Annotated in this window: 12 protein-coding genes and 1 pseudogene; 5 read left to right on the forward strand and 8 right to left on the reverse strand. The window is 54.6% G+C overall.

Annotation, left to right across the window (positions count from 1 at the left end; translation table 11 throughout):
• Positions 1-322: 322 nt before the first annotated feature.
• Positions 323-1,270: pseudogene (locus BMY49_RS07440) on the forward strand (IS256 family transposase); the annotation flags it as partial.
• Here the strand turns inward: BMY49_RS07440 and BMY49_RS18165 are convergent.
• The 7 genes from BMY49_RS18165 to BMY49_RS07470 form a co-directional block, all read right to left on the reverse strand.
• A complete protein-coding gene (locus BMY49_RS18165) occupies positions 1,185-1,484 on the reverse strand; it encodes an SDR family NAD(P)-dependent oxidoreductase (protein ID WP_371827819.1) in 300 nt (99 codons plus the stop codon). The pseudogene BMY49_RS07440 and the gene BMY49_RS18165 overlap by 86 nt on opposite strands.
• A gap of 89 nt (positions 1,485-1,573) precedes the next feature.
• Entirely contained in the window at positions 1,574-2,830 is a 1,257-nt protein-coding gene (locus BMY49_RS07450) for a nitrate regulatory protein (protein ID WP_044628982.1), read from the reverse strand.
• A gap of 79 nt (positions 2,831-2,909) precedes the next feature.
• Positions 2,910-4,262, reverse strand: a complete 1,353-nt coding sequence (locus tag BMY49_RS07455; protein ID WP_044628983.1) for a NarK family nitrate/nitrite MFS transporter — start codon at positions 4,260-4,262, stop codon at positions 2,910-2,912.
• A 316-nt stretch (positions 4,263-4,578) separates the two neighbouring features.
• On the reverse strand, positions 4,579-5,598 hold the full coding sequence (locus BMY49_RS07460) for a patatin-like phospholipase family protein (RefSeq protein ID WP_044628984.1): 1,020 nt from the start codon (positions 5,596-5,598) through the stop codon (positions 4,579-4,581).
• A gap of 87 nt (positions 5,599-5,685) precedes the next feature.
• Entirely contained in the window at positions 5,686-6,363 is a 678-nt protein-coding gene (locus tag BMY49_RS17780) for a CZB domain-containing protein (RefSeq protein ID WP_244154933.1), read from the reverse strand.
• A complete protein-coding gene (locus BMY49_RS17785; protein WP_244154934.1) occupies positions 6,360-6,782 on the reverse strand; it encodes a hypothetical protein in 423 nt (140 codons plus the stop codon). The genes BMY49_RS17780 and BMY49_RS17785 overlap by 4 nt, the downstream gene beginning before the upstream one ends.
• 175 nt (positions 6,783-6,957) lie before the next feature.
• Positions 6,958-7,677, reverse strand: coding sequence for a murein L,D-transpeptidase catalytic domain family protein (locus BMY49_RS07470; protein WP_089675322.1), 720 nt, complete (start codon positions 7,675-7,677; stop codon positions 6,958-6,960).
• A 172-nt stretch (positions 7,678-7,849) separates the two neighbouring features.
• Here BMY49_RS07470 and BMY49_RS07475 point away from each other — a divergent pair, with 172 nt between their 5' ends.
• Both BMY49_RS07475 and BMY49_RS18095 read left to right on the forward strand, forming a co-directional pair.
• A complete protein-coding gene (locus tag BMY49_RS07475; protein ID WP_332102944.1) occupies positions 7,850-9,229 on the forward strand; it encodes a L,D-transpeptidase scaffold domain-containing protein in 1,380 nt (459 codons plus the stop codon).
• 11 nt (positions 9,230-9,240) lie between these two features.
• The gene (locus tag BMY49_RS18095; RefSeq protein ID WP_332102945.1) at positions 9,241-9,480 is read left to right on the forward strand and encodes a hypothetical protein; all 240 of its coding nucleotides are present in this window, start codon (positions 9,241-9,243) and stop codon (positions 9,478-9,480) included.
• A gap of 101 nt (positions 9,481-9,581) precedes the next feature.
• Here BMY49_RS18095 and BMY49_RS07480 read toward each other — a convergent pair whose 3' ends face one another.
• Positions 9,582-11,276 (reverse strand): peptidoglycan DD-metalloendopeptidase family protein, encoded by a 1,695-nt coding sequence (locus BMY49_RS07480; protein ID WP_089675323.1) that lies wholly within the window; start codon positions 11,274-11,276, stop codon positions 9,582-9,584.
• Positions 11,277-11,869: 593 nt separating this feature from the next.
• On the opposite strand from BMY49_RS07480, the gene BMY49_RS07485 reads away from it, so the two are divergent.
• Positions 11,870-12,790: a LysR family transcriptional regulator gene (locus BMY49_RS07485; protein ID WP_044628989.1), complete on the forward strand. Its 921-nt coding sequence runs from the start codon at positions 11,870-11,872 to the stop codon at positions 12,788-12,790.
• Between the two features lie 81 nt (positions 12,791-12,871).
• A complete protein-coding gene (locus BMY49_RS07490) occupies positions 12,872-13,864 on the forward strand; it encodes a glutathione S-transferase family protein (protein WP_044628990.1) in 993 nt (330 codons plus the stop codon).
• Positions 13,865-13,940: the final 76 nt, after the last annotated feature.

Genomic DNA, 13,940 nt, shown 5'->3' on the forward strand with positions numbered 1-13,940 from the left:
CCGGCGCATCACCGTTCACCTCGGCGATGCGGCTGACAAATGGTGGCCTGCCTTGCTGAAGGGGCTACCGAAACTGACCGCGCTAGGCTGACTCGTCGGCGATACCACCACCGATCCCTGCGCCAAGCAGCCCCACTTCGGCTGACGGTGACGGCTGCACGGATGAGGGCAATTCATTCCTGTAGGCTATAAGAAGAACTAAAATTTGCGCTTTTTTGCATATAACAGCGGGGTCTCATGCTGCCAACGCGGTGCCGGTGGGCTGGTGTTGGCAGCGAGGGCTGACAATCCACTCAGCCAGCGCCCTCATGAATAAGGCGGGTTGAAGCGGGCCCAGAGTCTGGATGAACTCATCCCCTGGCTCTACCTGCGCGGTGTCTCCTCTGGCAATTTCCAGGAGGCCCTGAGTGCCTTGGTCGGCGAGCAGGCCAAGGGCCTGTCCGCCAACACGGTGTCACGGCTCAAGGCACGGTGGCTGAAGGAGCACGAGGATTGGCGTCGCCGTGACCTGGGCCAGAAGCGCTACGTCTACTGGTGGGCAGACGGTGTCTACAGCAATGTTCGTCTGGATGATCGACTTTGCCTGCTGGTGATTATCGGGGTCACAGAGCATGGCCACAAGGAGCTGGTCGCGGTGGAAGATGGCCACCGCGAGTCCGAAGCCAGCTGGCGAGAGCTGCTCACCGGCTTGCGTGAACGTGGCCTGGACAATGCGCCCAAGCTGGCCGTAGGCGACGGGGCTTTGGGCTTCTGGAAAGCGCTGAGCAAGGTGTTTCCGGATACCCGGCACCAGAGGTGCTGGGTTCACAAGACTGCCAACGTGCTGGACAAGCTGCCCAAGTCCGTACAGCCGAAGGTGAAGTCAGACCTGCATGAGATCTATCTGGCGGAGACCCGTGATGGCGCTCACAAAGCCTTTGACAGCACGTTAAGGCGATTCCGGGACAAGTACCCGAAGGCCATGGAAAACCTCGAAAAAGACCGGGATGAACTGCTGGCCTTTTACGATTTCCCGGCAGCGCACTGGATTCACTTGAGGACCACGAATCCCATTGAGTCCACCTTCGCCACAGTCAGGCTGAGGACCAAGCGAAGCCGGTCCTGTGGCAACCGCGACACTACGTTATCGATGGTATTTAAATTGCTCCAATCCGCCCAGAAACGCTGGAAGCGGATCAAGGGGTTTAACCAACTGAAGCTGGTCGTGAATAACGTTCAGTTTCGGGATGGAGAACGGGTGGATGATCAATCCGGCAGAGACGCCGCCTGATGCTCATACACCAGATTTGACAATAACTCAAGTCGGTGACATCAACTTCGCAGGTGAGTACGTTCTCTGGACCAAGCTCTTGAGCAAGCGATGTCAGCTTATCGGCTGAACGAGCGGCAAGTACCAACTGGTAGCCTTCACGAGCCGCTGCACGAGCGGTGGCCGCACCAATGCCGCTGGAAGCGCCGGTAATTAACAGTACGCGGTCATGCATCGCTTGCTCTCCTTGCTCATTAAACTGGGTGAGCTTTCAGCATGGCTAAAACCTAATCAGGTTGCAAATCGGGCTCAGCGCTGCTGTTTTTACTCTTTACGTTGCAGCATGGCAGAGAGGTCAAGAATCGACTGTGCCATATCCGCCATGCTTTTGCTTTGGTCCATTGAGGTTTTTCGCAGAAAGCGGTAGGCCTCCTCTTCACTCATGGACTGGTGCGCCATGATTAATCCTTTTGCCCGCTCGATTAGCTTGCGTTCACGGAGAGCCTTGCGGGTATTCTCCAGCTCGTCGCTTAGCCCCTGTAAGCGGCTGGATTGAGCATGAGTGAGCTCCAGTAGTGAGCGGCTAAGCGGAGAGTTGAGGGCGTTGGCGGTTAGGTCTCCAAGCGGCTGAGTAGAGTGAAGGGCTAGTAACTGTTCACAGGGCGCAGGCAGCGGTCTGTCAGGCTTCGCCTTCGTCTGCTCTAGCTCTGTTTGAGCCTGGACAATTTTATGATGGCAAAGGGCCGTTAATTGGGTATTCAGGGTGTCTTCAACCGTTTTAATCGTATCAATACGCAGGGTGGTGAGCTCGTACCAGGTTTCACCTAATGTATTGCCTGATGCCGTTTGGTGGTGAGAGCGCTGGCAAGCAATATCTCGCAACTGACAAATGTCCGCCAGTGTTCTAGGAGAGAGGGATTGTTGCCAAGTCCCCAGAGCCTCTGGGGTGGCAAATTCTACAAAGGTGTCAAAGCAGCGCTGTTGGGCGTCAACCAACTGGTTCAGCAGCGTACGGTGGGCATTGTCGAAATGACCGAGAGTAAAACCAAAGGCGCCGCAGGCGCGCTCTTGCCCCGCCAGCTCTTTACCCTGCATAAGATGAAAAATAGCGACCAGGGCACGGGTAATGTCTGGGTCGACCGCTGTGTCGGCCGCTTCAAAAACAATCGCTAAGAGATTGCTAATGAGATGGTTAAACGCTTGAGTTGCTGCATCTGGCGATATGTTGAAGGTCTCAATTGCATGCCGTAATACATCTAGTTCATCCAGTGACAGCCAGACGGCAGCAATGCGGCGTAATAAGCGCGCTGTCGCCTGTGGCCGTGACTCCTGGCTAAGCGCTTCGAGACGCTGACGCATCGAGGCTTCCGCCGCTTGACTATGCTGCAGGTAAGTGGCTCGTCGAGTTTTAAAACGCTTGCCTTTTGAGGCTAAGTAAATCGTCGAGGCTCCTCGCTCGCGTTGAAGCACATGAATAAACTGGCTGACATCGCTGACGATATCTGCTGTGGTTGCTAGGTGGTTAAGGTTATCAATGTCGCAGCGCAGGGCGGTTAAGAGTAGCTGTTGGGCAGAAGACATGTTGATTTCCTTATTACTCGCCGCCTAAAGGTAAAAAGCCCCCACAGCGATGCGCATGCAGGGGCGGTGTTAATTAATATTAACGCAGTGACAGCGCGCCTGCCCCTGTGTCTTTGCCTACCGCATCACGATAGGCGCTGGCTTCTTCTGCTTCGGTGGCATCACTAAAGCGAACGACCAGTACACAGGAGGCAAGTACCAATACGGTTAAGCCGAGGTAAAAGAGGCCTTGCTGGTAGCTGAGGCTTTCGCTACGGAATAGAAACGCTGCCGATACAGCGCCCACGTTACCGCCTGCACCGACGATACCGGCCACTGCGCCCAAGGCTTTTTTATTGATAAAGGGCACCACACCAAAGGTGGCGCCTTCCGCCATCTGCACGAACAGGCTAAATACCAGCATGATGCCAATCGCCAAGCTGAGTACATGCATTTGCGAGAAGGTGACGAGAGCGATGCCTTCGCATAGTAGGGCGATAAAGAGCCAGCGGACGCGTCCTTTTAGCCCACCCTGTTTAGCGAATAGGTCGGAAAAAACGCCGCCAAGGGTACGAGCAAAAATGTTCATTAAGCCGAACAGGCCTGCGATTAAGCCGGCGGTTGCCAGGGTAAGATCGAATTTATCGAAGAAGTAGATTGCCGCGATATTGTTGATGGTCAGCTCGACCCCAAAACAGAGTCCGTACACCACAAACAGCGCCCAAACGCGGATATCCTTTGCCGCCGCTAAAAAGCTCTGGGCTGCGCCATGCTCTCCGGTGGCTGGCGGTAGTTCACCGCGGGCGCGCAGCTCGCTGAAGTTGCCGTCTGGGGCATCTTGAGTGAACAGCCAGTAAGCGATACCGGTAAAAAATAGCACTACGCCAGGCACGACCATGGCCAGACGCCAGCCGAGCGCCTCATTAACGCCTAGCATCAGCATGCCCGCAAAAATCAACGGCATAACAATTTGTGTGGTGCCGCCGCCTAGGTTGCCCCAACCTGCGCTCGTGGCATTAGCTGTGCCAACCACATTGGGCGCAAACATCATGGTGGTGTGGTACTGGGTAATCACAAACGAAGCGCCGATAGCGCCAATCGCTAGGCGGGCCAGCAAAAACGTTTCAAAACTGTTAGCCAGACCAATGCCCATAACCGGAATGGACCCGAGCATCAGTAGGCCTGTGTAGGTTTTACGTGGCCCAATACGATCACACAGCACGCCAATCAACAGGCGCACCACCACGGTGATCGCCACCGAGGCAATAATGGTATTGCCGATTTGGGTTTGGGTGAGTGATAGATCCTCGCGAACCACCGCCATTAGCGGCGCAATGCCGAACCAGCCGAAAAAGCAGATATGAAATGCGAACCAGGAGAGGTGAAACGCGCGCATTTGCGGTGTTGAGAAGTTCAACAGTCGAATGCGGTTGGCTTTATTGCGAATGTCCATGGATGGCCTCACAGAGCATAGAACGAGTTTGCCGAGACACAACGCATCAGGCGTTGCGTGGTTACGAGAACATGCCTTCGCCATTGAAGGTCAGGTTCGACGCACTCGTACCCTTGCGGGCCTGGTCCACGCCTACTACTACTGCATAGCAATAAGCAAATACTCCGCCATCTGTCTTTTTAAATATTTAAATCAGTTGCTTACTGTTTTTTCAAAGCAGTGCTAAGGGAAATAAAATCACTAGATTAATCAAGTGAGCGCACTCCTCATGAGCAGAGTGCGCCAAGTTGGGGCAGTGCTGGATGGCTGAAGGGAGTTATTCGTGCAGATATACTGCATCAATATCCAGGGTTGAGCGTTGGCCGATGGCATCAAAGTTAGCCGTGATCCAGTTGTCGGCGGCTTCTCTCCCTTGGTCAAACAGGTGGCATAAAAATGGCCATTCAGAGTTGAGTTTGCTTGAAACCGATAAGCTATCGAGTGCCTGATCGCCACTAATGCGGTGAAAAAGCGACTGCTGGTAGCAGTTTTCAATACCCTGCTCTTCAAGGGTACGTTTCAACAGCGCGATCATGCGCACTTCTTTAATCAGCGCGGCATTAAAGGTGATTTCGTTAAGGCGGTTCATAATGGCCGAAGCGGAGGTGGGTAGTTCATCACGGCGAATCGGGTTGATCTGTACCAACAGAATATCCCTTGCGCTGCACTCTTCCATTAAGGGGAAGAGGGCTGGGTTGCCCATGTAGCCGCCGTCCCAATATGCTTCGCCGTCGATTTCCACAGCCTGGAACATAAAGGGCAGACAAGCCGATGCCATGACCGCATCGACGCTCATCTCTTCTCGACGAAACACACGCTGTTTGCCGGTGCGCACGTTAGTAGCTGCCACAAAGAGCTTTAGCTGGTCGCACTGGCGTACCCGCTCAAAGTCGATGTGGGCCGCCACAATATCGCGCAATGGATTCAAATTGAGCGGGTTGAGTTGGTAGGGCGACACCAGGCGAGTCATCAAGTCCATGGCGATATAGCCGGGGGAGTGCTCCAAACTCCAATTGCCGGTTAGTACATCCATCGGCGAGCGGCGGATAGGACTTGCCATGCCCGCGCGGCTTACCGCCTTCCAAAAATCCCTGAGAGATTGCCGGGCGGCCTGTTTACCACCACGGGTAAGGGCATCTGCCATGACTACGCCATTCATAGCGCCTGCGCTGGTGCCACTAATGCCCTCAATCTCAATACGGTCATCTTCCAGAAGTCGATCAATAACTCCCCAGGTATAAGCACCATGGGCTCCACCGCCTTGTAGCGCGAGATCTAGCTTCTTTGCAGCTGCCATCGTCATCCTTACCGTCTGCGTTATGAGTTCCATGCTCAGCATGGCATAAATAACGCATTACGGGAGGAGTGTTATATGGGGAGCAATTTAAGGCGCATCAGCAAGCGGTGAAGGATGACTTGCTGACATCGGTATCTCATAAACAGCCTGCTCCATAAGCTGATCAAGTCGCTTAGCAAGTGCTACGCTTGCTTCCTCCATTAGTGCTAGGGAGGCCAGTTGACCCGTATGATCCCCTTGTCTTGCATAGCGCAAAGCGTCCAAGCCGCTTTCATGGAAGCGGCGGTGAGGAGCCGCCAGCGAGCGATACGCCTCGGTATGTTTGTAGCGCCGCCCCTCGCCCGTAAAGTACCAGCGGCCTAGCGTACAGTGCTGATGATCCACCATGTGGTCCTCGAAATAGGCGGAAAGTAGCTGGTGGTAGATCCGATTTTTCCAAACGGCGTGCTCTAGCTTGGCAGCGTGCAAACAGGCCGTCGTGGTGCTGTGGTGAATCACTTTATACATATGACGTGCTTGACCCATGAGTTGCTCTATCACCTGCTCTGCCGCTTGGGCTGCATTGGCCAGCGCCTTAGATGTTTCCCGCTGATGGGCCTGCACGCGAGCATCTTCTTTTAGCAATATGGCAACCTGCTCAATCCAGTGATCCAATTGGTGGCCTAGATGCTGCGTATGGTCGGCAAGGTGCTGGATATCGCTGACGATAGCAGGTAAGCCAGAGGGCTCCTGGTGTATATGAGCCTCCTCTAGCGCCGTGGTCATGGCAAGTGCACGGGTTGCCCGGCGTTACGGGATAGCTCTACACCGATTTTGCGTAGCTCGTGCAGCGCCTGTTCGCTAGCGAGCGGGGCTGCATAGTGAACATCTGCCTGTTGGAAGCGTTGACACTGGTGTTTGATCGTCTGAGCCGTTTGTTCAGCATGATGAAGCCGCGCAAATAAGTCTGACAAAGTGGCCCGTTCACTCGCTAACTGCTCGGCATGGTGTTCGGCCCCCGTGCTTAATGAAGTCAGCATATCTGCTCCTTTGGACTGGAGCATGCTGATCGATTCAATCGGTGTCATCAGGCTAATAGCACGGCAACCATGAACGCTTTTTTCAGTCGCAAGCTGAGTACGCAGCTCGGTAACTTCATGCTCTAAACGGCGGATCGTTTGAAAGGGGTGCATAAAGGCAAACATGACCAATACCTGCAGTAGCGGAGCGTTGTGTGATCTTTTGTCACAGAGTATTGCAGAGGGTTTCCATGTCTGCCTGGAAAGAGTATCGATTCACGATCAAAATCAACCTCTTGCATATAAAAAGAGGGAGTATTTTCATGCTTCACGACTGCTTTTCTTAATTGTTACCTACCCTTTAGCGGCGAGCTAACGACAGTGCGGTAGGGCAGTTAATCACCTGAGAAGTAGCTAACCACTCCTCATCAGGGTAGTAAGCAAAGACATACTGGTTCTCTTTCAAACTATCAATCAGCGGATATGTGATGTCTTCACGCACGGCGGGGCAGCCGTGGCTACGGCCAAGGCGGCCGGTTTGCGCAATAAAGTCATCGCTAACATAGTCGGCGCCGTGAATAACAATTGCTCGCTCAAAAGCTAGATCGTTCACTTCTGGCTCCAGGCCGTCCAGGCGCAGCGAATAGCCATTACGGCCGTAGTAGCTATTCATAGTGCGGAACAGGCCAATGCTGGACTGATGGCTGTCAGGTGTATTCGAGAAAGCACTAGCCACCGCATCGCCAGAGCCCTGGCCATGTGACACCAGCTCTTCAAACAACAGGGTATGCTGGTGAAGGTCAAATACCCACATGCGTGGCTCTGAAGAGGGGAGCGAGTAATCAATTACGGCTAGGCGCTCTGCTGATGGGTCTGCACAGCTTAGTGCCTGGGCAGCAAGGCGCAGTGCCTCGGGCGTGGCCCCTGGTGCTAACTGGAGTAACTGGTGGTGAAGAGGAGAAACACCCGCGGGCGGTGCTGTTGCCACCTGGGAGAAAAAACTCGCCGCTTGAAGCGGGTAAGAAAGTAACACGATAGGTAAAGAAAACAGTACAGTGGTTATGCGTGAGCGAAAAAACATGGGTGCAATCCTGACTAAAGTGGCGAAAAAAGGGTACACACGTAGAGTCATCACGAGTAAACGTAAACGGCTATGATAAAAAACGCGTATCGGTACGGGAACAGCTGATATGACGTTAAGCAAAAAGAGTGAAGCCACACCACAACGCTGCATAGTAACGCAAGGAGGGGCGATGAACGACAATCAGCCACTAAGACGATGGGCGATAGGGGCCGCGCTCTGTCTGACGCTAACCTACCCACTGATGGCCACCTCAAGCGAACCCGCTAGCGAAGCGTTACAGCAAGCGCTGACACAGCGCATTCAGCAAAGCGGAGAAACGCTGCCGGTAGAGTCGTTTTACCAACTGAGGGATGGGCAGCCTGCTTGGCAGGCTATCAACCGTGTTGAAGCGCTGGTCAGCGCATTGAATAGCCTCGTGGATGACGGTTTAACGCCGAGTGATTATCAAGCCGCTTCGCTGTTGGATGATTTTCAGCTTAGCCAGCAGCTAGACGCCCAAGCGAAAGCAAGCTTCGATGTGCGCGCTACCCGTTCGCTGCTGTTAGCACTGGATCATTTATCGCTAGGTAAAGTGAACCCTAAAGACGTCGAGCCCAACTGGGACTTACCACGCCCTGAGCGGAGTTATGTACTTCCTCGGGTAGTGCAGGCGGTTGAAGAGGGTGATGTGCATCAGGCGCTGGCTTTCGCTCGCCCCGCATCTCCTGAGTATGCTCAGCTGCGCGAAGCGTTGACGCATTACCGCCGTTTGGCAGAGCAGGGCAGCGTGCCTTACTTACCGGGGCGTGAGGAGTCGCTGCGTCCCGGCGATATTGATGACGACGTTCAAACGCTACGCCAGCGCCTGACGCTATGGGGCGAGCCCCACCTGCTGGCAGCAGATAGTAGCGCTTACCCCATGGTCGACGTGCAGGCGTCAGGAGCTGACCCTCGCAGCTTCGACCGAGAGTTAGCGCAAGCGGTCATGCGTTTTCAGCGACGCCACCAGTTGCAAGAAGATGGCGTAGTGGGAGAGCGCACACGACTGGCACTGAACATGCCCGTCTCCGCACGAGTGAACCAATTGCGCATCAACCTGGAGCGCGCCCGCTGGATTCGCCCTTCGCTGGAGCGGGCGCCCAACGTATGGGTCGATATTGCAGGCTATCGCTTGCATTATACGCGCCCCAATGGCCAGCATTGGGATACCCGAGTGGTGGTGGGCTCGCCCAGCCGTGAAACGCCGATTATTCACTCCTCCATCAGCCATTTAACGGTTAATCCGAGCTGGACGATTCCGCCTACGATTATGCGGGAAGATGTGCTACCACGGATCCGCCGGGACGAGCAGTATCTGGCGCGGCAGAACATTCAGGTAGTGAGCCTATCTGGAGAAACGCTGGATGCGAGCACGATCGATTGGCAGCGTCCTGGAGGCGTGATGCTTCGCCAAGTGGCAGGGAGCAGCAATCCTCTGGGACGTGTCGTGGTGCGTTTTCCCAATAACGACATGATTTACTTGCAGATACCCCGGCAAGAGGGCTCTTTCAGCGTGAGCACAGGGCGCTGAGCTCTGGCTGTGTGCGGGTTGAGGGGGTAACGGAATTTGCCCAGCTCCTACTGCATGACAGCGGCAGCCGTTATCAACTCAATACGCTGATCGCGAATGGCCGCAGCGATCAAAACGTGAACTTGCCTAACCGTATTCCGGTAGCGCTGCACTATCTGACTGCTTGGCCCAACGGGCAAGGCGATGTAGTGTTTAGAGAGGATATCTATCACCGCGATGCGGCGCTGCTCGCAGCGCTCAAAGCAGTGTAAGTCGCTCGTCATTCATCACTACTGTTCATCACTACGGGTAGTATCAAAAAAGCCGCCCCACGTCGTGTGGAGCGGCTTTTTCGTATCGCCGTGGAGAGTACTTATTGGAGGCTTTCGTCGCTGTCGTTATCGCGCTCGTAGTTAGCCACGCTAATGGTGCCGGTTTCGCCACTCTCCAGCGCGGCCAACATCGGCTCGGCTTGGCGTTGGAACGCGATCAGCGTGTCGCCGCTTAGGCTAGTGTTCTCGGGCAGTTCGACCGTCATCGCGTTCACCGGCGTGTTATTGACGATGACTTCATAATGCAGGTGGGGGCCTGTGCTGCGGCCGGTATTACCGGACAGCGCAATACGATCGCCCATCGTGACGCGCTCGCCCTGGCTGACCAATGGTTGCGACAAATGCAAATAGCGGGTGCGGTAGCCGTTGTCATGGCGCACGACGATGTAACGACCGGCAGCATGGTGGTTGCCGACACGCTCGACGCGACCATTCGCAGGCGCGGTGATAGGGGTGCCAATGGGCATCGCAAAGTCGGTGCCGTTGTGCGGGCTCACTCGACCGGTGACCGGGTGTAGGCGGCGTGGGTTGAAATTGGAGCTAAGACGATAATTACCTTCGAAAGGATGACGCGCAAAGGCTGGATCGAGGCTGCTGCCTTCGGGCGTGTAAAAATTATCGTCGGTGGTATTGCGCACGACGGTCAGGTCCATACGTTCGCCGTCATACTTAACGGCCAGTATACGCGAATCAAGTGTCTCGCCATCGATCATGTCAGATTCGACCAAGACCTGAAACTGATCCCCCCGGCGGCTGTCACGACGGAAGTCCAGCTTTTTTTGCAAGATGCGCGTAAGCTCTGTGACGGAGCTGCTGCTCAAGCCGGTGGCTTGGGCTGAGCGAGCAAAGCTGCCCGTTACGCTACCGGCATAAAGGCGCTGTACGGGCTCACCCTGACGTTCGATAGCCGTAATGGCGTATTGGTCACTATCCCGCTCTAGTAGAACGCCTTCGCGCGTGTTCTTCATCATGCGCAGTGCCAACAACCGGCCCGTTTCGTCCAGCTGGTAGTCGAAGCTGTGACCTGCACGCCAATGCGTCAACATACGAGGATCGGGTAGGTCGTCCAGCAGGGCGAGCACTTCGCTGTACCCCAAGCCCAGCTCGTTTTGCGCTAACACGGCAAACGTCTCGCCAGGCTCGACGATATGAGTTTCCCACTCAGGAACGAACGGCTCTTCGGCTGCCAGCTCCAGTTCCAGGAACGAGACATCGTCCTCGTAGAGTTCGACCCCATAATCCTCGTAAGAAGTGGCATCAGCGATTTCGACGGAGTCGTCGACATTGAGCATGCCGCTTGTAATCGTGCCTAACACGATGGCCATATGAAGGGCGCCGTCATCCAGTGCCCCCTCGTGCAGCGCTACCTGAGATTGGGCATCGCGTGGCTCAGCTTCACTCGCCATAGAGGCTTCTGCGCTGGTAATCACGTCGAGATCAACGATCTCGGTGGCAGCTAATTCACTTAAGGGGATATGTTCCCGGGTAGCGTCGAGCGCGCGCGAGGCACGGTCAATCGCTTCTGCAACGGGCGCTCGCTCTTGGCGAAGCGAAGGCACGCCTGGGGCAGAATCACTGGGAAGCGGAACTAACACGCTTTCCAGCGGAGTCTGGGGTTGGTTTAAATCGTGGTACGAGGTGATAAGTTTCTGTGCGCCCAGCACAGTGACCATGGTGGCCACGGGTAACAGTAATAATTTATGCGTGCGGGGCAGCGAATGAAGGATTCGCAACATGGGTAAATGGGCCGCCAAGTTCGTGAAATAAAAGTAACATGATAGTAAGCAAACTCGGGAACCATACCCCATGGAGGCAGGAGTGAATAGACTGTACATCTATACACAAAACATACTTTCGCTAAAAAGCGGAATTATTCAACTTGGGTGAGGATTTATGAACGCCGTTTGCTAACAAAAGTAACGTTGAACGTGCATGCTGGTGTGCGACGGCCCTCATTATTTTGCTCTTAACCATGGATGTAAGTTAGGCATTGCGAAAGCTGTTATACAGCTTGTGTCTAATTTAAAAGGCTTTTATCTCTTTTTGCGACTTTAATGAGCAGCCAAACAGGGTCTAAGTGAGAGGATCTACACCACGTTAGCAGCCTATACGATGATCATTACTCAAATAATTGAGGCAGCGTTAAAGATAACGAACAGGTTTTTTGTAATTTTTTGTATTTTTGGCGAGTGAGCTTTTGTCTTAGCGCGCTGCCGTTTACGCAGTGTTTGTCAGAGAACGAGTACTCGACGCTATTTCCTGGCATTCTAGTGGTATTTTTTCGAAGATGAAGTGGGTTGTTTCGCTGTATGGCGTCGAGGAAATCGAAATGTCTCGGGTAACACTAGCGCAGTGGCAGATGCTGGCCGCCGTGGTGGATCACGGTGGATTCGCACGGGCGGCAGAGGCTATCCACAAAAGTCCCTCCACGCTTAATCATGCGGTCCATAAATTAGAAGAGCAGTTGGGTATTCAGGTGCTTGAGCCGGTAGGTCGACAGGTACGCCTAACAGAAGCAGGCGAGCTGCTGCTTCGCCGTGCGCGCCAATTGATCGAGAGTGCGGAGTCACTGGAAGATGTAGCGTCGCGGCTTGCGGCGGGTTTAGAGGCTGAAGTGGTGGTGGCCATCGACCAAATTTTTCCTGCGGCTGCTCAGGCAAAAGCGTTGGAGCGCTTCTCTGACACCTACCCGCAGGTCAGAGTGCAGCTTCACGAGAGCGTGCTCAATGGCGGTACTGAAATGCTCTACGACGGCCGGGCGGACTTGGTGATTTCTGGCATCGAAGCGCAGGGATTTCTGGGGGAGCCGCTAGTGAATGTGCGTTTTGTGGCCGTCGCGCATCCAGGCCATGCGCTGCATCAGTTGGGGCGCTCGCTGGATTTGCGCGACTTGGCGCAGCATCGACAGTTAGTGGTGCGCGACTCGGCGCTACGCCAGTCTACCAACGCTGGCTGGTTAAAAGCCGAGCAGCGCTGGACGGTCGGGCATGTGAGTACGTCATTAGATATGCTGCGTCGCGGGCTAGGGTTTGCCTGGATACCGGAAACGCGTATTGCCGATGAGCTGGCCAGCGGTCAGTTGAAGCCGCTGCCGCTAAGCGCCGGGGGTATACGCGAAGTCCCCGTTCAATTGATCTTCCGTGACCGTGACCGCGCAGGCCCTGCGGCCCATGCCATGGCGGCAGCGTTAAAGCGGGCAGTAAAAGAAGTCTGCGAGCAACGTTCGATTCCCTCGAATGAACAGCCGTAAAACATGCGCTTGAGCCTGAATCAGTCGGGGGTATGCTGAACGTCAATCACAGTATAAAACGTTCAACGTAGGAGACGCCTGATGGGACTGCTTGTAAACGGTGAGTGGGTAGACCAGTGGTATGACACCAAAAAGCATGGCGGTGAGTTTGTACGTGAGTCCGCGCAACTGCGCGATTGGGTGGGCAGTAGTGAAGAGTCGCAAGGCGACAGTTATCCGGCCCAAGCGGATCGCTACCACCTTTATGTATCGCTCGCCTGCCCCTGGGCGCACCGTGCGCTGATCATGCGCAAACTGAAAGGTCTGGAACCGTTGATAGGTACTTCTCACGTTAGCCCGCTGATGCTGGGCAACGGTTGGACATACCATCAAGACGAAGGCGCCAGCGGCGATCCGATCAATCACGCTGAGTTTCACCACCAGCTCTATACCATGACCAACCCGACCTACACTGGGCGGGTCACGGTGCCGGTATTGTGGGATAAACAGCGCAGCGCGATTATCAATAACGAATCCGCTGATTTGCTGCGTATCTTCAACCGAGCCTTCGATGAGCTGACAGGCAATAATCTGGATTTCTACCCAGAAGATCTGCGCAGCGTCATCGACGAAGTAAATGATGACGTATACGACCATATCAATAATGGCGTTTACAAATCCGGGTTCGCCACCGAGCAGCAGGTGTATGAGAAGCACGTGACCGCACTCTTTGATGCGTTAGAGCGCATTGAGAAGCGACTGGCAGAGCATCGCTACCTCGCGGGGGAGTGGCTCACCGAAGCGGATATTCGCCTCTTCACAACGCTAATTCGCTTTGACGCGGTCTACTTTGGCCACTTCAAATGCAATTTCAAACGCATTGAAGATTACCCGAACCTTTCCAACTACGTGCGTGAGCTTTACCAGTGGCCGGGTGTGGCGGAGACCGTCAATATGGATCATATCAAGCGACACTACTATTACAGCCACGACACGATTAACCCCACGCGTATTGTACCAGCAGGCCCGCTACTGGACTTTATGCGCCCGCACGACCGGGAGCGTTTGCCGGGACAGGGGATACGTCGCCGCTAAATGCTGTACGCTATGTACGAAAAAGGGCCATCCGCTTGGGTGGCCCTTTCCTATATTGCTGTGTATCAGCAAACAA

The sequence above is a fragment of the Vreelandella aquamarina genome, from assembly GCF_900110265.1.
Taxonomy (GTDB): Bacteria; Pseudomonadota; Gammaproteobacteria; order Pseudomonadales; family Halomonadaceae; genus Vreelandella; species Vreelandella aquamarina.

Coding starts and splice junctions, on each gene's coding strand:
- BMY49_RS18165 (WP_371827819.1), bottom strand. CDS start 1,484: ATGCATGACCGCGTACTGTTAATTACCGGCGCTTCCAGCGGCATTGGT.
- BMY49_RS07450 (WP_044628982.1), bottom strand. CDS start 2,830: ATGTCTTCTGCCCAACAGCTACTCTTAACCGCCCTGCGCTGCGACATT.
- BMY49_RS07455 (WP_044628983.1), bottom strand. CDS start 4,262: ATGGACATTCGCAATAAAGCCAACCGCATTCGACTGTTGAACTTCTCA.
- BMY49_RS07460 (WP_044628984.1), bottom strand. CDS start 5,598: ATGGCAGCTGCAAAGAAGCTAGATCTCGCGCTACAAGGCGGTGGAGCC.
- BMY49_RS17780 (WP_244154933.1), bottom strand. CDS start 6,363: ATGACCACGGCGCTAGAGGAGGCTCATATACACCAGGAGCCCTCTGGC.
- BMY49_RS17785 (WP_244154934.1), bottom strand. CDS start 6,782: ATGTTTGCCTTTATGCACCCCTTTCAAACGATCCGCCGTTTAGAGCAT.
- BMY49_RS07470 (WP_089675322.1), bottom strand. CDS start 7,677: ATGTTTTTTCGCTCACGCATAACCACTGTACTGTTTTCTTTACCTATC.
- BMY49_RS07475 (WP_332102944.1), top strand. CDS start 7,850: ATGAACGACAATCAGCCACTAAGACGATGGGCGATAGGGGCCGCGCTC.
- BMY49_RS07480 (WP_089675323.1), bottom strand. CDS start 11,276: ATGTTGCGAATCCTTCATTCGCTGCCCCGCACGCATAAATTATTACTG.
- BMY49_RS07485 (WP_044628989.1), top strand. CDS start 11,870: ATGTCTCGGGTAACACTAGCGCAGTGGCAGATGCTGGCCGCCGTGGTG.
- BMY49_RS07490 (WP_044628990.1), top strand. CDS start 12,872: ATGGGACTGCTTGTAAACGGTGAGTGGGTAGACCAGTGGTATGACACC.